Here is a 21,997-nt window from a genome sequence, read left to right on the forward strand (position 1 = left end):
TTCCTCTCGTCAGCGCGCGCTCAGACCGGCACCGTCTCGCGCCGCTCCAAGCGGATCGGCTCCTCTTCCAGGTTCACCGCCACGCGCGTCGGGTCCCACTTGACGACCACGCAGGTGACCAGGCCGAGCAGCGGGACCGCCGACAGCAGCATCAGACTGGCGCCTACCCCGAACGCCGCCTGGAGCTGCGGGAAGACGTACAGGCCGGCGACCGAGCCGAAGCTGCCGAGCATCCCGGTCACGCCGGTGCCGAGGGTGCGGATGTCGCTGCGGTACGACAGCGCCGCGATCGACTTGCCGTTGGGGCCGGGGCCGGCGGAGTGGAAGAAGATGAACAGCACCGGCAGCGCCGCGGCCAGCGCGATCGGGAGCTGCTTGAAGGTCGCGCCCATGACCAGCAGTGCCACGAACACCACGGCGTACCCGGCCGCCGAGCTCACCCGCAGGCCGAGCCGGCGGCCGAAGTAGGCCGACAGGCACCCGCCCGCGATGCCGACCGCGTTGAACGCCATGGAGCCCGCGGTCGCCTTCTCGAACTCCTTGCCGAACAGCTCCAGGCTGATCACCGGGAGGTACCAGCCGACGGCGAAGTACTGCATGGACTGGGTCAGAGAGATCACCGTCGACAGCACCGTCCGGGGCAGGTACGCGCCGCGGAACAGCACTCCCGCGTCCCGGATGCCGACCTGGTGGCGCGCCTCCTGGGTCTGCGAGGTCTCCGGCGCGCCCTCCTCCGCCCGCACCCCGTACAGGCGGCGCAGGTTCGCCGCGCACTCCCGCAGGCGGCCCTTGGACGCCAGCCAGGTCGGGCTCTCCACCAGGAAGGCCATCTGGAGGACGAACAGCGCGGTCGCGAAGACGACCGCCGAGCCCACCGACCACCGCCAGATGTCGGAGCCGACGTCGAGCTTGTAGAACAGCAGCGTGAGCGCGAGGTTGGTGGTCGTCGCCACGTACCAGGCGCCCTGCCAGAAGTTGAGCCTGCCCTTGAGCGAGGACGGGGTGTACTCGGCGAGCAGCGCCATCGCCACGGCGAAGTCGATGCCGTAGGCGACGCCCACCAGCGCCCGTCCGGCGAAGACGGTCTGGAAGTCCGAGCCGACCGCGGTCAGGATCGCGCCGACCCCGAAGACGACCTTCGTCATCAGCAGGGGCTTGATCCGGCCGATCCGGGCGGCGAGCCAGCCGCCGAAGGGATTGGAGACGATCGCGATGGCCGGAGCCATCGCGGTGAGCACGCTGACCTGCGTGGGCGACAGGTCCAGCTGCTCGACCATGGGGGACAGCCCCGCGCCGAGCGCCGCGTTGGAGTAGGCGTCCAGGAACAGGCCCGACAGGGCCAGGAACCAGATCCAGTTCGCCCGGCCGCGCAGACTCGTGAGGGTGTCGATGAGGCCGGCCGCGTCCGCCGCGCTGCGGATGACCGCCGTTCTCGTGCTCGCAGGGCCGTCGTTCATGCCCGCCGCCTTTCGGGGTTGAAACCCTTGCCAGCGGTCCGGGAATGACTAAGGCACAGACGAAGACCACTGACAGGGGTGTCTTCGTCTGTGCCTGTCGGTTGACGGGAGGTTAAGCGGGGCCGATCCGGTGTGTCAAGCGCCACAACGCCGTCCGGCCCGCCGCGACCCGGCCGCGAACCCGCAGGCCAGCGGCGCCCGCACGTGTTGCGATGAGTTCTTGCCGGGCCGCGGGTCCTCATTCGCGGACCCGTTGGCGACAGGAGGAGAAGCCGTGGGAGACGATGTGTGGACGATGGTGCACGCGGAGCGGGCGGCGCTGATCGACGACCTCTCGCACCTCGATGGCGAGAAGTGGGAGCAGCCCTCGCTCTGCGACGGGTGGACGGTGCATGACGTGGTGGCCCACCTGGTCGACACGGCCCGCACGACCCGCCTCGGATTCGTCGCCCGCCTCGTCCGGGCCCGGTTCGACTTCGACCGCCAGAACACGCAGGGGGTGGAGCGCGAGCGCGGCGCCTCACCCCGGGAAACTCTGGAGCGGCTCCGCCAGGTGGCCTCGCGGAGGTCGACCCCTCCGGCGCCCCTCGACAGCCGGCTCGTCGAAGAGGTCGTCCACGGCGAGGACATCCGCCGGCCTCTGGGAATCGTCCACGCCTACCCGCTGGAGGCCATCGCCAGATCGCTCCGTTACCAGGCCCGCACACCGGGGTCGTTCGGTGGAGCCAAGGAGCTCACGGCCCGCCTCCGCCTGACCGCGACGGACGCCGGCCTCTCGATCGGAGACGGCCCGGAAGTGGGCGGAACCGCGCTCTCCCTGCTCCTGGCGATCTCCGGCCGCCGCGTGGCGCTGAACGATCTCTACGGACCTGGCCTCCCCGCCCTGGCCACGGCCTGACGCGTCCCGCCCCTCATGATCACGAGTCCGCGACGACTGCCGGAAATGCCGCTTTCGTTGGGAGTTCTGGTCTTACGGTTCTGCCGTGACCACGCCACCTCCCTCTGACGACGTCCCGAACGAGACCGCGCCGTCCTCCGCCTGGGCCTCGCCCGATGCCGCCGCTTCGCCCGTCGTTCCACCGGCCCCCGCGCCGGATCCCGTCCAGCCCGCCCCCGCCGGGCGCCGGACGAACCGGTTCGCGGTCATCGCGCTGGTCACGGGGCTGCTCGGCCTGGTCCCGATCGCGGTCGGCTTCGTCGTCGCCGCGCTCGTCCAGACCGGCCGCCGCGGCGAGAAGGGCAAGGGGCTCGCCGTCGGCGGACTCGTCGCCTCCCTCGCCTGGGCCGCCGCCGTCGCTTTGACGCCGGCCCTGCTGCCGGCGGACATGGCCGGACCGTTCGCACGCGGGGACGGGAAGGTGGCGGTCACCGCCATGCGCCCCGGTGAGTGCTTCGGCGAGTTCGAGGAGACCGCGACCGCTATGTACGTGCGGCGATCGCTCTGCACCACGCCTCATGAGGGAGAGGTCGGTGCTGAGGGAGAGCTCCCGGACATCCCGTACCCAGGGCAGAAGGAGATGACCGACCGGGCGTGGACCGTTTGCCGCGAGCGGACCGAGTTTCTGGAGAGAAGCCGGTACGGCTCCGATCTGACGCTTTACGTCGCGCCACCGGATCAGGAAGCGTGGGAAGACGGAAAGCGGACCGCGACCTGCGTCATGGTCTACAAGGGATCAGGGCTGCTGTCGGCCCCTCTCGCCCAGACCATGGAAACGGTAACCCGGTACGCATCCGAACTGGCGCCAGGTGACTGCGTCAAGAAGTGGAACGTCTACGGTGACCAGCCCCTCGTCGCCTGTACCAAAGAGCATGAATTCGAGGTACTCGGCCTCTACACGCTCCAGGGGGACGCCTACCCGGGAGACGAAGGGATGGGGAAGAAGGTCCTCAAAGGCTGTGACGAGATCGCCCGTAAGGTCTGGGGGGCGAAACCACCCGCCGATGTCCGCGACTCCACCGGCATCACCTACATGGCCCCCGACGAGGACAGCTGGGAAGCCGGAGGGCGCCTGGCCTTCTGCCTGATCGAGGGCCGTCGGGGACCTCTGAAGCGATCAGTGGTCCCGCACTGACCGGACCCCGCGACCGCCTAGCGCTTGCGGCCGATGCCGCCGTACATGTGGACGTGGGCGTCCGGGACCTCGGACGCCGCGCGGTCGGGGTGCCAGTGGTTGACGAGGACGATGCCCGGGTCGAGGATCTCCAGGGCGTGGAAGAAGCGCTCCACCTCGGGCTTCGTGCGTGCCACCAGCGGGATGCCGTTGGCGTTGTAGGCCGCCACGCCCGCGGCCACCTCTTCCGGGGCGCTGTCGGCCGTGCAGGTCGACACCGTCAGCATGCTGCCCGGAGCCAGAGGCTCCAGGAGGCGGTCGATGATCCGCTGCACCTCGGCGTCGTCCGGGATGAAGTGCACGATCGCGATCAGGCTCAGCGCCACGGGCAGGCTCAGGTCGAGGGTTCCGCGCAGGTGGCGGGAACCCAGGATCGCGTCGGGGTCGAGGAAGTCGGCGTCCAGGTAGGTGGTCCTGCCTTCCGGTGCGCTCGTGAGCAGTGCGCGCGCGTGCACCAGCACGATCGGGTCGTTGTCGACGTAGACGATCCGCGATTCCGTCGCCACGGACTGGGCCACCTCGTGCAGGTTCGGTGAGGTGGGCAGCCCCGTGCCGATGTCGAGGAAATGCCGGATGCCGAACTCGGCGGTGAGACGGCGGGTCGTCCGTGCCATGAAATGCCGGTTGGCCCGCATGGACTTCGGCAGGTGGGGCCAGTCGGCGACGATGTTCGCCGCGGCCTCGCGGTCGGCCGGATAGTTGTCCTTGCCGCCGAGAATGCAGTCGTAGACCCGGGCGGAATGGGGGATCTCGATATTCAGGTCCACCTGGTTCTCGGTCATTTCCCGGCCCCTCGATCGTCATGACTGCCGCCCAAGATCACTCTAGAAGCCGCACCGGCGTCCGGCGGACGGATCATCGGCATGGGCGAGCCGTCGCCGCGCCGCGGCCGGGCGCGTCCCGGCCCGGGCCGTCCGTCGCCCGCGCCCGCCTCCGGCGGCGGATCCCGGCATCCGCCGCGGCGCGTAGTCCATGGCGACCCCGTGGAAACCGGCGCGAGGACGGCGGAACTCCGGCCGCTCATTTCTCATCGAAAGCGCGGATGCGCGCCGCCTCCGTCGCTGCGTCATTGTGCGTGCAGCCGTCCTGAACATTGGCGCGGAGACTCCTTCTCGTCGGGTCTCGTGTCCGTGAAATTCGGTTCCTCGAAATTCTTCGGGGCTGTGAAGGGGCGCTTGGGCCGGCTCGTGCGCCGCCGGCCTCCGGCGTGTCCTTGTGCGGCCTTCTCGCCAGGTCAGAGGTAATGATCCTCGTTGTGATGATCAACGGTGTCGGCACTCGTATAACCGGCAGACCTCGCTCACCTGGCTAGGCGTGCAAATCCGAGGCATGCGGAACAAACAGCCTAAATCAAACACCTTTTCGAGGGCTGGGTGCCGCGATGGCGCACTCGGTCCGGATTTCAGAAGAACTGCGCTCCGAGGATCTCGCAAGAATCTACCTGTGACCTGTCATTGATCGTTTTCTATTGGCTATAAAGAAGAGAGCCGGCGCGGTTCCCGGAAAGGAGCGAAGCCGGATCGGGCGCACGTGGTCTCCCGGGACGGGACGGCGCTGGCGCGACGCTCACCACCGATCTCCAGAGGCGTACCGGCCACTCTCGGCAGCCGAGCACGGCGAGAGGGGCCGCCGCCGACCAGGAAGGACAAAACCCCCTATGAGCCGTACCCCCATGCCCCTTGGAACGACAGCGGCCGGAAAGCGGGGCCAGGGAACGTGACCGAGCTCGAAGCCGTCAAGGTCCGCGCCCGCGAGGTCGAACCTAACCACCGGCTGGGCGGCAGCGTCCGGATGCTCCTGTCGCCGGGCACGGCCCGGACGACGGCCGGCCTCATGGCCCTGCTCGAACTCCGGCCGGGGGAGCGCGTCAGCGAGCACTACCATCCGTACACGGACGAGCACGTCTACGTCTCCGACGGGCGCCTCGTCCTCACCGTCAACGGCACCGAGCACGTCGTGGACGCCCGGGAGTCGGTGCTGATCCGCCGCGGTGCCCGGCACCGCTACGAGAACCGGACCGACCGGCCGGCGACGGCCGTGCTCTTCCTCGGACCGCTGGCCCCGAGCCCCGACATGGGGCACGTGGAGACCGCGGAGCCGGCCGGCGACGGGCCCCCGCCCTCGGTGGACGTGCGGCCGTCCGCCGCTGCGGGCGAGCGGGAGCCGGCATGAGCGGGCGCCGGGCCCGCCCCGTGGCGATCACCGGGATCGGTGTCCTGACGCCGGGCGCTCCGGGGACGAGCGGTTTCTGGGAGACCGTGACCGGCGGCAAGCCCACCTTCCGCACGATCACCGTGTTCGATCCGGGGCCGTACCGGTCCCAGATGGCGGCCGAGATCGATTTCGACGCGGGACGGCACGGGCTGACGCCCCGGGAGCGGCGCCGGATGGACCGCGCCGCCCAGTTCGCCCTCGTCACCGCGCGGGAGGCTCTGGCCGCCTGCGGGCTGCGGTCCGGTGACCTCGACCCCGCCCGCACCGGCGTGGTCGTCGGCAGCGCGGTCGGCTGCACCGTCTCGCTCGAACGCGAGTACAGCGTGGTCAGCGACAGCGGCCGCCTGGCGGTGGTGGATCCGGCCTACGGCTCGCCGCACCTGCCCGACTACCTCGTCCCGGCGTCCCTGGTCCGCGAGGTCGCCTGGGACGTCGGCGCGGAGGGGCCCGCCTGCGTGGTGTCGACGGGATGCACCTCAGGACTGGACGCCGTCGCGCACGGTGTGGAGATCATCCGCGACGGCGCCGCGGACGTGGTGCTGGCGGGGGCGTGCGAGGCCCCCATCTCCCCGATCACGGTGGCCTGCTTCGACGCGATCCGGGCGACGTCCCCGGACAACGACGATCCCGAGCGGGCCTGCCGCCCCTTCGACGCCACCCGGGCGGGGTTCGTGCTCGGCGAGGGCGCGGCGATGCTGGTGCTGGAGGACGCGGCGGCGGCCCGTTCGCGGGGGGCGCACGTGCACGCGGAGATCCGCGGGTTCGCGTCCCGGAGCAACGCTTACCACATGACCGGGCTGCGGCCCGACGGGGTCGAGATGGCAGCGGCGATCACCACGGCGCTGGACGAGGCGGACGTCCCCGCGGAGGGCGTCGACTACATCAACGCCCACGGGTCGGGCACCCGGCAGAACGACCGGCACGAGACGGCCGCCTTCAAACTCGCGCTCGGCCCGGAGAACGCCTACCGGCTGCCGGTCAGCTCCATCAAGTCGGTGGTGGGCCACTCGCTCGGCGCGATCGGCGCGATCGAGGTGGCGGCGAGCGCGCTGGCGATCGAGCACGACCTCGTCCCGCCCACCGCGAACCTCCGGCATCGCGATCCCGAATGCGACCTCGACTACGTCCCCGTGACGGCACGCGCGCAGCGGGTCGACACGGTGCTCACGGTCGGCAGCGGGTTCGGCGGCTTCCAGAGCGCGATGGTGCTCAGCGCCCCGGGACGGTGGCGGGGATGACCGCGGACGCGGCGGCCGCCGAGGACGACCACGCCGTCATCACCGGGATCGGCGTGGTCTCGCCGAGCGGGCTGGGCGCCGAGCGGCACTGGGAGGCGACGCTCACCGGCCGCGTCGCGATCGGCCCCATCACCCGGTTCGACCCGAGCGGCTACCCGGCCCGGCTCTCCGGGGAGGTGCCCGGATTCGTCCCGCGCGACCACCTGCCGGGACGGCTGCTGCCGCAGACCGACCGCCTCACCCAGCTGGCGCTGACCGCCGCCGAATGGGCGATCACCGACGCCGGGCTGTCGCCGTCCCCCGAGGAGTCGCTGCGGTACGGCGTCGTCCTGGCCAACTCGGCCGGCGGTTTCGAGTTCGGTGAGAACGAGCTGCGCAAGCTCTGGTCGACCGGGCCGAAGAAGGTCAGCGCGTACCAGTCGTACGCGTGGTTCTACGCGGTCAACACCGGCCAGATCTCCATCCGGCACGGACTGCGCGGCCCCTGCGGCGTCCTCGTCAGCGGCCAGGCCGGGGGGCTGGACGCGATCGGGCAGGCGTGCCGCGTGCTGCGCAAGGGCGCCGACGGCGTGCTGACCGGGGGGTTCGAGGCCCCGGTGTGCTCGTGGGGGGTGGCCGCGATGTCGGCCGGCCGGGACGCGCCGACCGCTCCGCAGCTGTCCTCCGGCGACGACCCGGCGACCGCCTACCGCCCCTTCGCCGCCGGCGCGTCCGGCCATGTGATCGCCGAGGGCGGCGCGATCCTCGTCCTGGAACGCGGGCGCCATGCCCGCGCCCGCGGCGCCCGGCACCGGTACGGGCGGGTGGCGGGGTACGCCGCGACCATGGACCCGCCGCCGGGATCCGGCCGCCCGGCGACCCTGCGCAACGCCGCCGCGCTCGCCCTCGCCGACGCCGGCCTCGCTCCGGAGCGGATCGACGTGGTGTTCGCGGACGCCGCGGGCAGCACGATGCGCGACCGCGCCGAGGCCGAGGCGCTCACCGGCCTGTTCGGCGCCGGCGGCGTCCCGGTGACCGCGCCCAAGGCGATGACCGGGCGGATGTCGGCGGGCGGCGCCGCCGTCGACGTCGCGACCTGCCTGCTGGCCATGCGCGACGGGATGATCCCGCCGACCGCCGACGTCCGGCCCGATCCGTCCTACGGGCTCGACCTCGTGACCGGACGCCCCCGGCCCGCCCGCATCGACCACGCGCTGATCCTGGCGCGCGGCGAGGGCGGGTTCAACAGCGCTCTCGTCCTGGCCGCCTGCCCCCGCGAGGCCCCGTCCGCGGCCGGACCCCTCGACGAACGGGCTCCCCGCGCCCTTCCCGGAAACGACCCCAGGAGCTGACATGGCCCAAGACGGCCCGATAACCCTGACGGACCTCGTCCTCGTCCTGCGCGCCTGCGCCGGCGAGGACGACGGCGTCGACCTCGGCGGCGACATCGCCGACCGCGCCTTCACCGACCTCGGCTACGACTCCGTCGCGATGATGGAGGTCTCCGCGCGGATGGTCGAGCGCTTCGGCCTGCGGCTCGACGAGGACAGGCTGTTCGACCTCCGGACCCCCGCCGAGATGCTCCGCCGCCTCAACGAGGCCGCGGCCGGGGACGGGGAGGTCCGGTCGTGACCGCGAGCACCGACAACCAGATCCTGGTCGACGCGCCCATGGAGCTGGTGTGGGAGCACACCAACGACGTGGCGGGCTGGCCGGACCTGTTCACCGAGTACGCCGCAGTGGAGATCATCGAACGGGACGGCCCCTCGGTGACGTTCCGGCTCACCACCCACCCGGACGAGCAGGGCAACGTCTGGTCGTGGGTGTCGCGGCGCACCCCCGATCCCGAGACCCGCACCGTCCGCGCGCACCGGGTGGAGACCGGGCCGTTCGCGTTCATGAACATCCGCTGGGAGTACCGCCGGCAGGCGGCGGGCGTGCTGATGCGGTGGAGGCAGGAGTTCGCGATGAAGCCGGACTCGCCGATCAGCGAGGACGCGATGCGCGACCGCATCAACCGCGGCACCGTCGAGCAGATGGCGCACATCAAGGCGGTCCTGGAGGAACGCGCCCGCACGGCCCCCGGCGGGTACGGGCCCGGCGACCTCCACGCGCGGCGCCTGCTGTACCTGACGTGCGGGATGCGGCTGGCCGCGGTGGTGAGCACGCTGGCGGAACTCGGCGTGGCTGATGTGACCGCGGCCGGGCCGCGCTCCGTCACCGAACTGGCCACGGCCACCGGCGCCGTGCCGGACGCGCTCTACCGCCTCCTGCGCTGCGCCGCCTCCGTCGGAATCATGGAGGAGCAGCCGGACGGACGGTTCGCGAGCACTCCGCTGGGCGACGGCCTGCGCGCCGACGACCCCTACAGCCTGCTGCCCCTGGTCCTGCACAGCACGCGGTCGTACGTGACGAAGCCGTTCGGGGCGCTGGCGCACAGCGTCCGCACCGGCGAGCCCGCGACGGTCCCGACGCTGGGCACCGACATCTGGCGCTATTTCGAGGACAACCCCGACGACGGCGCCCGCTTCGACCGCACCATGACCACGCTGGGGCGCTGGGAGACCGAACGCCACCTGGACGTCGTCCGGCCTGAGAGGTTCGGCCGGATCGCCGACCTCGGCGGCGGGCAGGGCCACTTCCTCGCGGCGGCGCTGCGGCGCGCGCCGGACGCGTCGGGCGTGCTGTTCGAGCGGCCGTGCGCCGTCAAGGCCGCGGCGGAGGTGCTCGAAGCGGAGGGGGTCGGCGACCGCGTCACCCGGATCGCCGGCGACTTCTTCACCGACCCGCTGCCGGACGACTGCGACGCGTACGTGCTCAAGGCCGTCCTGCACAACTGGCCGGACGAGCGCGCCGCCGAGCTGCTGACCGCCGTGCGCGGGGCCATCGGGAACCGGCCCGACGCGCGGCTCTTCATCGTCGAGCACGTGGTCGCGGAGGGGAACGGATGGGACCACGCCAAGTTCCTCGACCTCGACATGCTCGTGCTGTTCGGCGGCCGCGAGCGGGGGCCGCAGGAGTGGCGGCGGCTCCTGGCGCGGTGCGGTTTCGCGCTGGTCGGCCGTCCCCGGGAGGGGCACTGGACCGTTCTGGAATGCCGCCCCGCGGAGGCCGCGTGACCGGGCGCCGGTGACCCGGGCCCGCCGATCCCGACGTCAAGGAGGACGAGCATGCTTCCCCAAGCCCCGCCGCCCACCCACCGGGCGGTCATGATCCGGAGGATCGCGCCCGGCGACCGGGACGCCGTCGCCGCGGTGTTCCGCGAGCACGACCGCACGGACCTGCCGCGCCGCATCGGCGTCACGCGCCGCACGCTGCTGACCTACAACGACCTGTACATCCACCTGGTCGAGGGGGACGCCTCGTTCGAGCAGGCCCTGTACGCGGCCGGCGACGACCCTGGGTTCCGCGACATCAGCGCCAGACTCGCGACGCTGCTCGTCCCGTACGACAGGGACCGCCCGGCCATGCGCCAGGCCCAGGCCGAGGAGTTCTACCACTGGTCGGACGACCGGCCGCAGGCGACGTACCGGCTGTTGCTGGAGATCAGCGTGGACGAGCGCCGCGGCACGGAGTTCGAACGGACCTGGCGCCGGATGGCCGCGGTGGCGGCCCGCCACCCCGGGCACGTAGCCCAGTCGCTGTCGCGCGACATCGCCGACCCCGGCACCTATCACCTGGTCAGCGACTGGACCGACGAGGGCGCCCACGAGCGCTTCCTCGCCTCACCCGGGCACCGGGAGCTCGCCGCCGCGCTCCGCGACCTGGACGCCAAGGTCCGCGCGACCCGCACGCGCATCAGCGCCTACCACCCCGGCGCGGCCGAGGACGGCACGGCCGCCGCGACGTCTGGGACCGGGCGGGCGGAGCGATGAGCGAGCCGACCGGCCCGGAGGAGCCGGGCGATCACCCGCTGATCAACGACGTCCGCACGCCCGGCCCGGTGGTCCGCGTGCGGATGCTGTCGGGCGACATCGGCTACGCGGTGACCCGGGCGGCCGAGGCGCAGCACGTGCTGTGCGACCCGGCCTTCAGCAGCGCCGCGACGTTCCTGCCCCGCGCGCCCGCCGAGCCGCGGGAGCCGGTCGGGTCCAGCAGGGTCCTGTTCGAGATGGACCCGCCCGAGCACACCCGGCTCCGGCGGGCGGTCGCCCAGGCGTTCAACCGCCGCCGCGTCGAGGCCATGCGGGCGGGCATCGCGGAGGTCGTCGACGGGCTGCTGGACGACACGGCCGCGGGCGGGCCGCCGGCCGACCTGGTCCAGTCGCTGTGCGCGCCGCTGCCGCTCACCGACATCTGCGAGCTGCTCGGCGTTCCGCGCGAGGACCGCGACTCCTTCCGCGGCTGGGCCGAGACGATCATGGCGCTGCGCGGCCACTCCCCGCCGGAGATCGACCGGGCCCGGGCCGCGATCCAGCGCTACTTCGTCGACCTGGTCGCGGCCAGACGCGCCGAACCGGCCGACGACCTGGTCAGCGAGCTGCTGACGGTGCGCGACCGGGAGGAGCGGATCAGCGAGGCGGAGCTGGTCAGGCTCGCGATCACCCTGCTGATCGCGGGGCACGGGCCCACGATGAACCAGCTCGCCCGGAGCGTGTACGCCCTTCTGACGCGCCCCGATATGTACGCGGCGCTGCACCGCGATCCGGAGCTGGTGGCGACGGCGGTGGAGGAGCTGCTGCGGACGGTGCCGTCGGTGCCGGTCGGTACCCCGCGCCTCGCCCTCCGCGACGTGGAGGTCGGCGGTGTGCCGATACCCGCCGGCAGCACGGTGGCGGTGTCGTCGCTCGCGGCCAACCGCGATCCCGCGCTTTTCGCTGATCCGGAGGTGACGGACCTCGGCCGCATCGACAACAGGCACCTGACGTTCGGCCACGGCCCCCACTTCTGCATCGGCGCCCAGCTCGCCCGGACCGAGATGCGGATGGCCCTCGCCGCCCTGACCCGGCGCTTCCCCGACCTGCGTCTGGCCGTCCCCCCGGAATCGATCCGGTGGCGGACGGACTCCCTCTTCCACGGCCCCATGGAGCTGCCCGTGACCTGGTGACCCGGCGGACGCCGACGGCCGCGCGGTGGGATCAGGGGGCGCGTCCGGTCAGCCTCGCGACCGTGTCGTCCAGTGCTTGGACCTGCGACGACTCTCCGGCGTAGGCGTGGACCAGCGTGAGGAACTCCTGAAGGCCGCCAGGGAACTCCGAGCACGTGCGGACGATCGAATGGACGTCCAGATGAGGCTGCGTGCGGCGCGGCACGCGGATCGCGATCTCCTTGCGCAGGGCGTCCACGATCTGCTGCCGGCCCTCGGCCGTCGTCAGCAGCGGTATGTCCATGAGCCGGTCGACGATCTCGAAGAGCGCGGGGAGACCGGCGGACTCCTCCTGATCCGGTGGGCGGCGCGCGTCCGAGCCCGGGGCACGCGGTTCGGTGCCGCTGGCCGGAAGCGGCCCCACCTGAGCGGGGGCTTTGGCGGCGTCCCCCGCCGTTGCCGTCGGAGGCGCGTCGCGGATGCAGAGCCAGGCGGTGGTCTCGGTCTCCTTGAGGCGCACATCGATCGGCCGGAACTCAGTGGGGTCGACGGCGCCGCGGCCCTCCTGGATCACCGTGCGGTAGAACTCGTCGGACGCCAGGACCCCCAGGTCGGCCGGCGCCGCGGCGAGCGCCTCCTTGAAGGACGGCGCGTCCAGGAGCCGGTTGACGTGGTTGACGGAGGTGCCGACGATCCCCTCGGCGTCCGATTCGAGCGGCCCGCCGTGCAGCGCGATCCGCAGCCGCATCCGGGCGTGTTCGGCGGCCAGCCCGTTGTGCCTGCGCAGAGCGCCGCGCAGGTGGTCGGGCAGCGGATGGGCGAGGCGGGACGGGTCGTAGGACGGCGGCAGCACGACGATGACACCGTCGCCGCGGTCCTCCTGGTAACAGCCTTCGAGGGGGATGCCCGACGCCTCGAAACAGCTCCGCAGAGCCTCGTATAAGACGGTTCGCAGATGGCTTTGCACGTGGTCAGCGCGTTTGCTGAAACTGATGATGTCGCAGACGAAGAGCGTGCAATGACCGGTCGGGGTCCAGCCTGCCCCCGCTTCGCCGGAGCCGTTCCGCATGACTCTGATGCCCCTTGAACGATTAGATTGCCCCCAAGGGTGCACGCATTGCGCTCACTCCGGCAAGTAGATGCCGACCGGCCTGTCCGGGAAAGGGCGCCCGTTGTGAAGGTGTGCCAAATCCCATTGTGTCCGGCGACGCAGAACGACCGGGTGATCGCGGCCTACATTGACTGGCGGAACGGCCGGGGGCGGGGAGGCGGGTGACGGCGCATGGCGGACGAGGAGACGAGGTCGCCCGCACTGGTGCCGCAGACGGCGCTGTCGCTGGGGCACGTGCAGGAGCAGGTCCGCACGGACCAGACCACCGCCGACATCGTCGCGCTGCTCACGGACATACCGGATATGCGGGAGGCGGCAGGCCGCTCCATCGTCGTCCACTACATCAACGAGCACGTGCGCGCGCCGCTGCTGTTGCCAGACCTGCCGCAGCCGAGGTACTACCTGTACCACCTCGTGCTTGCGTGCAGGGAGATACCCGACGGTTTGCAGATCCTTGTCCGCGCGGTCGAGTTCGTGGCCGGCCCGACCGCGGCCGTGGCGCATCTGAAGCGCATGCTGAGCCCGGTCCGCGCCCACCTGGAGCCGGTCGTCGAGACCCAGATCGAGGACCTGCTGACCGGTCTGCGGATACCTTCCCTCACCCGCCTCTACGTGGCCGCCACCGGGAACAGCATCGCCACCGTCCCGTTCCGGCTCACCGATGCCTGGGACGCGTTCTCGGCGCTCCTCGACCACAACACCGCGCCGGGGAAGCCCTCGCCGCACCTGATTTTCGTCGCGATGCTGCTCCAGACGATGCAGACGCGGCAGACCGTCGGAAGCGCCGGAACCGAGGAGGTCTGGCGGCTCAAAAGGCTGCGGGAGTGGCTGGCGATGCAGACGGAGCAGCTGCGCGGCGCGGGCAACGCCGCCCAGGCCGACTACCTCGACCGCATGCGCGACCGCTCCGGGGTTCTCGCGACGCGCGCCGACAAGCCCATCTACCTCATCATTCAGCTCGAACCGCTCCCGGACCTCGTCGAGGACGAGGTCGTGTGCCGGCTTTCGCACTGGCGGCAGATCCATCCGCTCGAATGGCGGCCCGAGCCGGGGGAGGACAAGCTGGTCCGCCTGAGCGAGGTGCGCGAGCACGTCGGCGCCCTGATCCATGAGGCCGAGCGCGGCTGGGCCTATGAACTCGACGACTCCCTCGTGCTCGAGTTCGTGCTGCCGCTGGACATGATCAACCTCGATGTGGACCAGTGGACGCGCGACGCCTCCGAGATGCCGGACCCGCCGCCGCTCGGCGCTGAGTACGAGATCCTCGTCCGGAGCCTGGAGAGGCTGCGCGCGCTCGGTCTCCACCGCGCGTGGCGCCAGCGCTGGCAGGTGCTCGTCGACGCTGTGGACGGCTTCACCTACTGGGCCGCCGCGGAGGAGCCCGCCCATCCGCGTCCGATGGGCGACCGGCTGCTGAGCAGTCGCGAGATCGTCGCGTGCGTGCTGAGCGGTCCGCCCGACCGCGAGCCCGGCCGCAGCGAACTCTGGAAGGCGCTGCGCGCGGGAGTGCCCGTGGTCCTCTGGCACCGAGCGGATCAGCTCGCCTCGGAAATGCGGGAGGCGGTGCGGCAGGTCGTCGACCGTCCCGACATCAGGGCACTGCCGACCGACATCAGACGGCTCCGGGGAAACGCGCCGTCGCTTGACGGCAATGGTCGCTCCGCTCTGGAGGTAACCCTTCTTTGGGACGACCCGAATCACTTCCTGGACGACGCCCGTGCTCTTCGGGCTCCGGCATCCCGGATCTGACTACCGTCGTGCGTGACCGATAAAGGGTCGTGGCAGTCCGCCCTCCTGCCAAACCTTGCGAAGTGGCGTCTCGAAGGGGATGCTCGAACTAAGGTGGCCCTCACCGGTTCTGCCCGAGTTCGACCATTACATCGCAAGAACCCATAGCCACGCCAGAAGGGGACATCGTCGATGGCCGCTGACGAGCCGCCCGAGGTCCCTTACCCTCGCGACGCGCCCATGTCCGCCGGCCCGGGGGACGCCGCCCCGGACGCCCGCGCCGCATGGTGGATCTACCGCGGCACCGGCCGCCCCCTGCCGGAGGGGCGGTTCGCCGCGGCGCTGCCCCCGCCGCCCCCGTGGCGCGCCTTCGACGGCGGTCCGCCGCTGTCGCCTCCCCCCGCCGACGAGCGCGACCTCGTCCGCCGGCTCGGTCCCGTCAGTACGCGGCCGCGCCAGGCCGACCCCGCGGAGGTCGACGCCGTCAACGCGGCGCTGTTCCTGCGGCGGCCGCTCCTTGTCACCGGGGAGCCGGGCGTCGGGAAGTCGACCCTCGCCTACCGGATCACCCGAGAGCTGGGACTCGGCCGGGTACTGCGCTGGCCCATCGGCAGCCGGAGCACGCTGCGCGACGGACTGTACGAATACGACGCGATCGGCCGGGCACAGGACGCCGCGACCGGCCGCGGAACCCTCGCCCGCCAGACGGGGGAGTTACCGGGAGCGCCGGTCAGTGGCGATTCAGGCGCCGCCGCCGTGCCGGCCGACGCCGGAGTGGGTCACTACCTCACGCTCGGCCCGCTGGGCACCGCGCTGCTGCCCTACGAGCTGCCGCGCGTCCTGCTCGTCGACGAACTCGATAAAAGCGACATAGACCTACCGAACGACCTCCTCGACGTCTTGGAGGAGGGCGAGTACGGAATCACCGAACTCTCCCGCGTGAGCTCCCGCGAACCCGTGGTGAAGGTTCACACCGACGATCCGGACGGCACGGCCGACATCGTGCGAGGGAGAGTGCGCTGCCGGGCATTCCCCATCGTGGTCATCACCAGCAACGGCGAGCGGGAGTTCCCGCCCGCGTTCCTGCGCCGATGCCTGCGGTTCTCGATGGGAGAGCCCGACGAGGCGCGGCTCGCCGACATGGTGGCTGCGCATTTCGCCGAGCGTTCCGACGAACGCACCCGGCGGCTGGTGCGCAGTTTCCTGGAGCACCGCAGCAGCCACCGCGGGCTCGCCGCCGACCAGCTCCTCAACGCCGTCTACCTCGCGACCTCCGGCGCGCGGGAGCCCGACGCCGGGTGGGAACGGCTCCTGGATCTCGTCTGGCAGCGGTTGGAAGTGGCGCCTGAGTGAGCGAGTGGACCGGACACCCAGCGGCGGGAGACGCGGCACGTTCCGACGCCCCGGCCGGTCCTCCCGTCTGGCACGAGGTGTCCGACGCCATCTGGCTGGCCGCGCAGATGAACGAGGCGGCCGTCGCGGCTGACCGCGTCGGCGACCCGGCCCGAGGACGCGCACCCCGAACGGAGCCTCGGCGAACTGCGAGCACGGAACCGGTCCGCGCCGCCAGTGAGGGCCCACCGGAGGACGAGGGTCTGGACGGCACTTCACGCGGATCCCCCGCGGGCCCGGTGCAGGCGACGCCGCCCAGCATGATCAGGACGCCGCCGGCGGGGACGTTTCGCGGCGATGGTCCACCGGCCTCTGGGCCGCGCCTGAACGGAAACACCGCGTCCACCCGCCTCCTCCTGCCCGTGCGGAGCGACCCGTTCGCCGGAGTACGGCCTCTGGCCGACCGCCGCCGCCTCGAACAGGCGCTCCGTCCCTTCAAACGGTCGGTCGAGTCGCGCAGGGGCGAGGTGGAGCTGGACGATGAGGCGACCGCGATCCGCGCGGTACAGGACGGGCTCTGGCTGCCCCAGACACGTCCAGTACCCGAACGATGGCTCGATCTCGACGTCGTTGTGGACGACGGGCGCCTGGCCGCGCTCAACCGCCCGACCACCGCCCGGTTCATCGACTGCCTCGGGGCCGTCGGCGCCTTCAGGATGATCCGCACGCACCTGCTCGACACCGACGGCGGAGGGGCCGGGCCGCTGGCGCTGCGCGAGCCGGGGCCGCTCGCCCCCGCGCACCCGGCCGGGGGGCTCACCTCCCGGGGACTCCCCGACCGGCGGCTCATCTTCGTGCTGACGGACGGGATCGCCGACGCCTGGCACTCGGGCGCCGCCCAGCGACTGCTGGCCCGATGGGGCCGCCACGCCCCGATCGTGGTGATCAACCTGCTCGCCCGCCGCCAGTGGCGGCGGACGGGCCTCGCCACCAGGCCGGCCAGGCTCTACGCGGCGGGACCCGCGATCGCCAACGGCTTCTACCGCGTGCGCTACCCTCCGGCACCGCTCGCCGACCCCGGTGCCGGCGCCCCGCACGCCGACCGCTCGCACGTCCACGTGCCCGTGATCGAACTGGATCCCGGGCAACTCGCCGGCTGGGCGGGGTTCGCGGCGGCACGCCGCGGCGACTGGTATGGCGCGGTCGCCGTCTGCGGTGTGCCCCCGGATCCCTCCCGGGCACCGGAGACGGCGCACGACGAGGAGGCCGCGTCGGCGGAGGCGTCGGCGTCCGAGATCGTCCGGCGGTTCCGCGCTGCGGTCAGCCCGACCGTGTACGCGCTGGCGGTGCACCTGGCCGCGGCGCCCTTGAACGCTCCCGTCATGCGGCTCGTGCAGCGCACCATGCTCCCGGAGTCGCGGCCCTCCGACCTGGTCGAACTGGTCGGCAGCGGGCTGCTCCACCGGGTGGGGCCAGAGCCGGGGCCGGCGGCCGACGCGCGGGACGAGGTCGTCTTCGACTTCGCTCCGGGAGTCCGCGACGAGCTCCTCGCCGGGGGGCGCCGTTCCGACACGACCCGGGTGCTGACGACGGTGGCCCGGCACCTGGGCGACCGCGTCGCCGGGCTCCGCGATCTGGCCGGATTGGTCACCGCCCCGGAGCGGGGTGAAATACCGGAATTGACCGCTGAACTCGTGCCGTTCGCCGTTCCGGTCCTTCATGTCTTCCAGGCCCTCGCGGGACCCTATCTCAGGCCGGCGAAGGCGTTGGGCGCCGAACTCAACGCCAAGGTTGACCACTTTTATGGACGTACGCAGGATAGAGCCGTGCGAGATGCGGGAAGGACTGGCTCCATGCAATCGCTGGACATCGCCGCTCTCGACGCGCTCGCCACACCCGGAGACATTGTCAAGGCCCCCCACCTTGGAGTTGGTGTGACAGTTCGAGATATCCCGGAGAAAGTCGGGCGCAAGGCGGACGAGCCGCCGCCCGTCTGGGGCAACGTACCTCCCCAGAACATCAGTTTCACCGGGCGGGAAGAGTTGCTGGAGCAATTGCACGAGCGGCTTTCCCAGGGAACGACGGCCGTCCTGCCTCAGGCGCTGCATGGAATGGGCGGAGTTGGCAAATCCCAGATAGCCATTGAATATGTATATCGCCATATGGCAGATTATGACGTTATTTGGTGGGTCAGGTCGGAAAGGCCCGGTCAGATCCAGCAGGACCTCGCCGAACTGGCCGCCGAGCTCGACCTGCCGGTCAGCCAGGAGGTCAACGTCGCGGTGCCGGCCGTCCGCGAGGCGCTGCGGCTCGGCCGCCCCTACCGCAACTGGCTGCTGGTCTTCGACAACGCCGAGGAACTGCAGGACGTCCGGGACTTCTTCCCGACCAACGGCCCGGGCAAGATTCTCGTCACCTCCCGCAACCAGGAGTGGACGAAGGTCGCGAACTCTCTGGAGGTCGACGTCTTCGCCCGGGAGGAGAGCAAGGCGCTGCTCCGCCTCCGGGGACCCGAGCTCGCCGATGCCGAGGCGGACGAACTAGCCGAGGTGCTGGGCGACCTTCCGCTGGCGATCGCGCAGGCCGGGGTCTGGCTCGCCGAGACGGGGATGCCGGTCGACGAGTACCTGCAGCTCTTCCGGGAGAAGCACGAGAAGGCGACCGAGTTGCTGGCGGACGCAGCGCTGATGGCCAACGAACTGCCGGTCGCCGCGGCATGGAACGTCTCGCTGGACCGGCTGCGGACCAGCGACCCCGCGGCCCTGCAACTGCTGCAGGTCTGCGCCTTCTTCGCGCCGGAGCCCATCTCGCTGCGGATGCTGTCGGGCGCGCGCAACGTGGACGGTCCCCGCGAGCTGATCGAGGCCCTGGGGGACCCGGTCAGGCGAGGGCGCGCGATCCGCGCGATCAACCGCTACGCGCTGGCCAAGATCAGCCACAAGCACAACACGATCATGCTGCACCGCCTGGTGCAGCGGGTCCTCGTCGGACAGATCCCTCCGGAGGAGGCCGAGGAACTGCGCCGATGCGGTTACCAGCTGATGGCCAACTTCGACCCGCGCGACCCGGCGCTGCCGGCCAACTGGCGGCGCTACGCCGACCTGCTGCCGCACGTCCACTACTCGGGCATCGTCGGCTTCGACGACCCCTGGACGCGCCGGCTCGTCCTCAACGAGATCGACTTCCTCTTCCAGTGGGGCGACCACCGCGGCTTCCTCGAACTGGCGGAGACCGCGGTCAAGACCTGGACGGAGACCCTGGGCGAGGGCAACGAGCAGCTACAGGAGGCCATGCTCCACCTCGGCCGCGCTCTGCGCCTGCATGGGCGGTTCCAGGAGGCGTACAGTCATCACCTCCGAGTCCGCGACCTGCGCGCCCAAGCGCACGGTGTGGACGACGAACGCACGATCGAGGCGCAGCGCTTCGTGACGGTCGACCTTCGTTATCTGGGGCAGTTCCAGCAAGCTCTCGATGACGACAAGCGCTCCTTCGAGGCACTGCGCCGCATGTACGGCGAGGACGACCCGACGACGCTGCAGCAGGCTCATCTCTACGCCATCAGCCTTCGCCTCAACGGCGCCATTCAAGCGGCGTGCGATCTCGACCGGCAGACCTACCGGCACCTGATCAACATTTTCGGGGAGAACCACAGCCGGACCCTGTCGTCGCTGGCGGCGATCGCCGTGGACGAGATGGAGCTGGGCCACTTCGACGTGGCGAGGGAGCTCACGCGGCAGCACGCGCAGCGTCTCGAGTCCGCGTTCGGCAGCAGTTTCGCCGGCCTCGCCGAGAGCCTGACGTCGTTCTCCGTCATGGAGCGCAAGGCCGGTTACCACGAACGCGCGCTCGACCTCTCCACCGAGGCGCTCGAACGCTACAACGAGCGGTACGGGGGCTACCACCCCGGCTCGATCTCCGCCGCGCTGAACCACGCGGTGAACCTGCGCCAGGTCGGCAGGCTCGGCGATTCGATCCACCTCGCGCGCGTGACGGCGCAGAACTTCCTGCGGATGTTCGGTCCCGACCACCCCAACACGCCGAGCGCCAACGTCAATCTCGCGGTCGCGCTGCGGTTGAACGGGCAACTCGAAGAGGCCAAGAAGCTGGACGAGGCGGCGCTGGAGGTCCTGACCCGGGTTCTCGATGTCGATCATCCGCGCAGCATCGTCTGCGCGATCAACCTGGCGAGCGACCACTACGCGATCGGCGATTTCCACGAGGCCATGGAGAGGGACCGGAACACGCTGGAACGGGCACGACGCGTCCTCGGAGAGGAGCATCCCACCGCGCTCGCATGCTTGTTCAACCTCGGGCTCGATCTGCGCGCCATGGGCGAGGAGCAGGAGGCCGACGCGTTGACGGCGCGGGCCATCGACGGCATGCGCAGGGTGCACGGACCGCAGCATCCGGCCACCATGGCCGCGCAAGAGGGCACCCGTGCCGACTGCGATATATATCCGATTCCGGTCTGATCGGAAATCGAACAGGTGCCCGGGAAAAGTGGCCGCTTCGTGGCGGACCGCCTCTGGCTGGCGCCTGTTTCAATGCAGGCCCGGTTGGGTAGAGATAATCCCCGATGATTCGATTCCTCGTCGCTGAGGCATTTAGTTCTTGATCTGGACACAGGTAAGCTCCCCACGTATAGTAGGGGAGCAAATTTCTGTGTCCGCACGGATTGTTTGTCTTCGGTAATTGTCGGCGACCACGTGAGCGTCGCGGGAATCCAGCCGATCCGGCCGCCGAGGGATCGGGCTCGCGGACACCGCCGTCCTCTCTCACTGAGAACCGCCGCGATGCTCTGCAGGACGGAAGAGGGTAATGGGCGGTCAAGGAGACTGGGACAAGGCGTCTTGGCGCAAGAGCAGGCGATCTGGCTCGGATGGGACGGGATGCGTCTCCATTGCCGTTTCCCCCTCGTGCGGAGCCATCCGGGACACCAAGAACCCTCGCCGGACGACCATCGTCCTCCCCAGGTCCGTCTTACGCAGGATGCTGGAAGAGATCAAGAGCGGGGCGTTCGACTTGCGGTGATTGACGGCGGCACTGGTCGGAGGCGCGGCAGCCACCGGTGCCGCTCGCGCGGCCCGCTGCGGGATCCGCGCCCCCTCTTGCGTCTGCTCAGGCCTGGAAGGCGTCGGCCTTGACCGCGTCCATGAAGGTCCGCCAGGAGTCCATGGACAGCGACAGCCGCGGGCCTTCGGGGTCCTTGGAGTCGCGGATGGCGCGGGTGCGGCCGATCGACGCCACCTCTACGCACACCGCGAGGTCTGGGTCGCTGCTCCGGCTGCTCTTCCTCCAGACCGGCGCGGACGCTTTGCTATGGGTCATGAGTGAATGCTCCTTGTGAACTGTCGGCGTCGCCAGAGAAGTGCACGATGCAGTGCGCGGTGGCGCCTTGGTGGAAATTAACCTACCGTATGGACCGGGTATGCTTCGCCAATTCGCGCCTAAATCAAGAGCCATGCAATCAGCTAAATGGCGAGAAAATGTGATTTGCCTGAAGTCTGGCGTTAAAGCAAATATGTCCACCGAAGGGATGGCTTCCCGGGTTGCTGTGAGTGGCGCCCGGCGGCCGCGAACTCGTCGTCCTGTGCGTCCATGACCTGGTGGCCCGCCTCTCGACGTGGTTCCCGTAGGGGTCGTGTCGGCGCCTGCCGAGGATCGGGTCGACGACCTGCCGCGTGAGCGGCCGCCCACGGACCGTCACCAAGAGGTGTGGACGGTGTGATCTGCGTAACCGCGGGGTCGGGCAGCGAAGAGGGCCGCCGCCGGCATATTCCCAGGTAAAACAGTAGGTTTTA

The 21,997-nt window shown here is 70.8% G+C and carries 17 protein-coding genes; 13 read left to right on the plus strand and 4 right to left on the minus strand.

Annotated elements, in window-relative coordinates; all coding sequences use genetic code 11:
• Positions 1-20: 20 nt before the first annotated feature.
• A complete protein-coding gene (locus tag AB0K37_RS06625) occupies positions 21-1,457 on the minus strand; it encodes an MFS transporter (RefSeq protein WP_363975832.1) in 1,437 nt (478 codons plus the stop codon).
• A gap of 274 nt (positions 1,458-1,731) precedes the next feature.
• Here AB0K37_RS06625 and AB0K37_RS06630 point away from each other — a divergent pair, with 274 nt between their 5' ends.
• Complete coding sequence (locus AB0K37_RS06630; RefSeq protein ID WP_363975835.1) at positions 1,732-2,355, plus strand: maleylpyruvate isomerase family mycothiol-dependent enzyme; 624 nt, start codon at positions 1,732-1,734, stop codon at positions 2,353-2,355.
• A gap of 85 nt (positions 2,356-2,440) precedes the next feature.
• Positions 2,441-3,529, plus strand: coding sequence for a septum formation family protein (locus AB0K37_RS06635; RefSeq protein WP_363975838.1), 1,089 nt, complete (start codon positions 2,441-2,443; stop codon positions 3,527-3,529).
• 17 nt (positions 3,530-3,546) lie between these two features.
• Here the strand turns inward: AB0K37_RS06635 and AB0K37_RS06640 are convergent, their stop codons facing one another.
• A complete protein-coding gene (locus AB0K37_RS06640; RefSeq protein ID WP_363975841.1) occupies positions 3,547-4,350 on the minus strand; it encodes an SAM-dependent methyltransferase in 804 nt (267 codons plus the stop codon).
• Between the two features lie 934 nt (positions 4,351-5,284).
• Between AB0K37_RS06640 and AB0K37_RS06645 the strand changes: the two genes are divergently transcribed.
• From AB0K37_RS06645 to AB0K37_RS06675, 7 genes are read left to right on the plus strand one after another with little or no spacing between them, the layout of a single operon-like run.
• A complete protein-coding gene (locus tag AB0K37_RS06645) occupies positions 5,285-5,740 on the plus strand; it encodes a cupin domain-containing protein (RefSeq protein ID WP_363975843.1) in 456 nt (151 codons plus the stop codon).
• Complete coding sequence (locus AB0K37_RS06650) at positions 5,737-7,020, plus strand: beta-ketoacyl-[acyl-carrier-protein] synthase family protein (protein ID WP_363975845.1); 1,284 nt, start codon at positions 5,737-5,739, stop codon at positions 7,018-7,020. The genes AB0K37_RS06645 and AB0K37_RS06650 overlap by 4 nt, the downstream gene beginning before the upstream one ends.
• Positions 7,017-8,351 carry a ketosynthase chain-length factor gene (locus AB0K37_RS06655; protein ID WP_363975847.1) on the plus strand — a complete coding sequence of 445 codons (1,335 nt, stop codon included), beginning with the start codon at positions 7,017-7,019 and terminating at the stop codon, positions 8,349-8,351. The genes AB0K37_RS06650 and AB0K37_RS06655 overlap by 4 nt, the downstream gene beginning before the upstream one ends.
• 1 nt (position 8,352) lies before the next feature.
• A complete protein-coding gene (locus tag AB0K37_RS06660; RefSeq protein WP_363975850.1) occupies positions 8,353-8,631 on the plus strand; it encodes an acyl carrier protein in 279 nt (92 codons plus the stop codon).
• On the plus strand, positions 8,628-10,118 hold the full coding sequence (locus tag AB0K37_RS06665) for a methyltransferase (RefSeq protein ID WP_363975852.1): 1,491 nt from the start codon (positions 8,628-8,630) through the stop codon (positions 10,116-10,118). The genes AB0K37_RS06660 and AB0K37_RS06665 overlap by 4 nt, the downstream gene beginning before the upstream one ends.
• Before the next feature lie 51 nt (positions 10,119-10,169).
• Positions 10,170-10,874: a TcmI family type II polyketide cyclase gene (locus AB0K37_RS06670; RefSeq protein ID WP_363975855.1), complete on the plus strand. Its 705-nt coding sequence runs from the start codon at positions 10,170-10,172 to the stop codon at positions 10,872-10,874.
• Positions 10,871-12,046 (plus strand): cytochrome P450, encoded by a 1,176-nt coding sequence (locus AB0K37_RS06675; RefSeq protein ID WP_363975858.1) that lies wholly within the window; start codon positions 10,871-10,873, stop codon positions 12,044-12,046. The genes AB0K37_RS06670 and AB0K37_RS06675 overlap by 4 nt, the downstream gene beginning before the upstream one ends.
• 31 nt (positions 12,047-12,077) lie before the next feature.
• Here AB0K37_RS06675 and AB0K37_RS06680 read toward each other — a convergent pair whose 3' ends face one another.
• The gene (locus tag AB0K37_RS06680; RefSeq protein WP_363975861.1) at positions 12,078-12,992 is read right to left on the minus strand and encodes a hypothetical protein; all 915 of its coding nucleotides are present in this window, start codon (positions 12,990-12,992) and stop codon (positions 12,078-12,080) included.
• Between the two features lie 315 nt (positions 12,993-13,307).
• Between AB0K37_RS06680 and AB0K37_RS06685 the strand changes: the two genes are divergently transcribed.
• The 4 genes from AB0K37_RS06685 to AB0K37_RS06700 all read left to right on the plus strand — a co-directional run bounded on the left by AB0K37_RS06685 (position 13,308) and on the right by AB0K37_RS06700 (position 21,227).
• Complete coding sequence (locus AB0K37_RS06685) at positions 13,308-14,885, plus strand: hypothetical protein (RefSeq protein WP_363975864.1); 1,578 nt, start codon at positions 13,308-13,310, stop codon at positions 14,883-14,885.
• Between the two features lie 171 nt (positions 14,886-15,056).
• Entirely contained in the window at positions 15,057-16,217 is a 1,161-nt protein-coding gene (locus AB0K37_RS06690) for a MoxR family ATPase (RefSeq protein WP_363975867.1), read from the plus strand.
• A gap of 77 nt (positions 16,218-16,294) precedes the next feature.
• Positions 16,295-20,668, plus strand: a complete 4,374-nt coding sequence (gene fxsT, locus AB0K37_RS06695) for an FxSxx-COOH system tetratricopeptide repeat protein (RefSeq protein WP_363975931.1) — start codon at positions 16,295-16,297, stop codon at positions 20,666-20,668.
• 346 nt (positions 20,669-21,014) lie between these two features.
• On the plus strand, positions 21,015-21,227 hold the full coding sequence (locus tag AB0K37_RS06700; protein ID WP_363975870.1) for a DUF397 domain-containing protein: 213 nt from the start codon (positions 21,015-21,017) through the stop codon (positions 21,225-21,227).
• 87 nt (positions 21,228-21,314) lie between these two features.
• On the opposite strand, the gene AB0K37_RS06705 is transcribed toward AB0K37_RS06700, so the two are convergent.
• Entirely contained in the window at positions 21,315-21,524 is a 210-nt protein-coding gene (locus tag AB0K37_RS06705) for a DUF397 domain-containing protein (RefSeq protein WP_363975873.1), read from the minus strand.
• Positions 21,525-21,997 lie beyond the last annotated feature (473 nt).

Origin of the sequence: Actinomadura sp. NPDC049753 (assembly GCF_040674655.1) — a bacterium.
Taxonomy (GTDB): Bacteria; Actinomycetota; Actinomycetes; order Streptosporangiales; family Streptosporangiaceae; genus Spirillospora; species Spirillospora verrucosospora.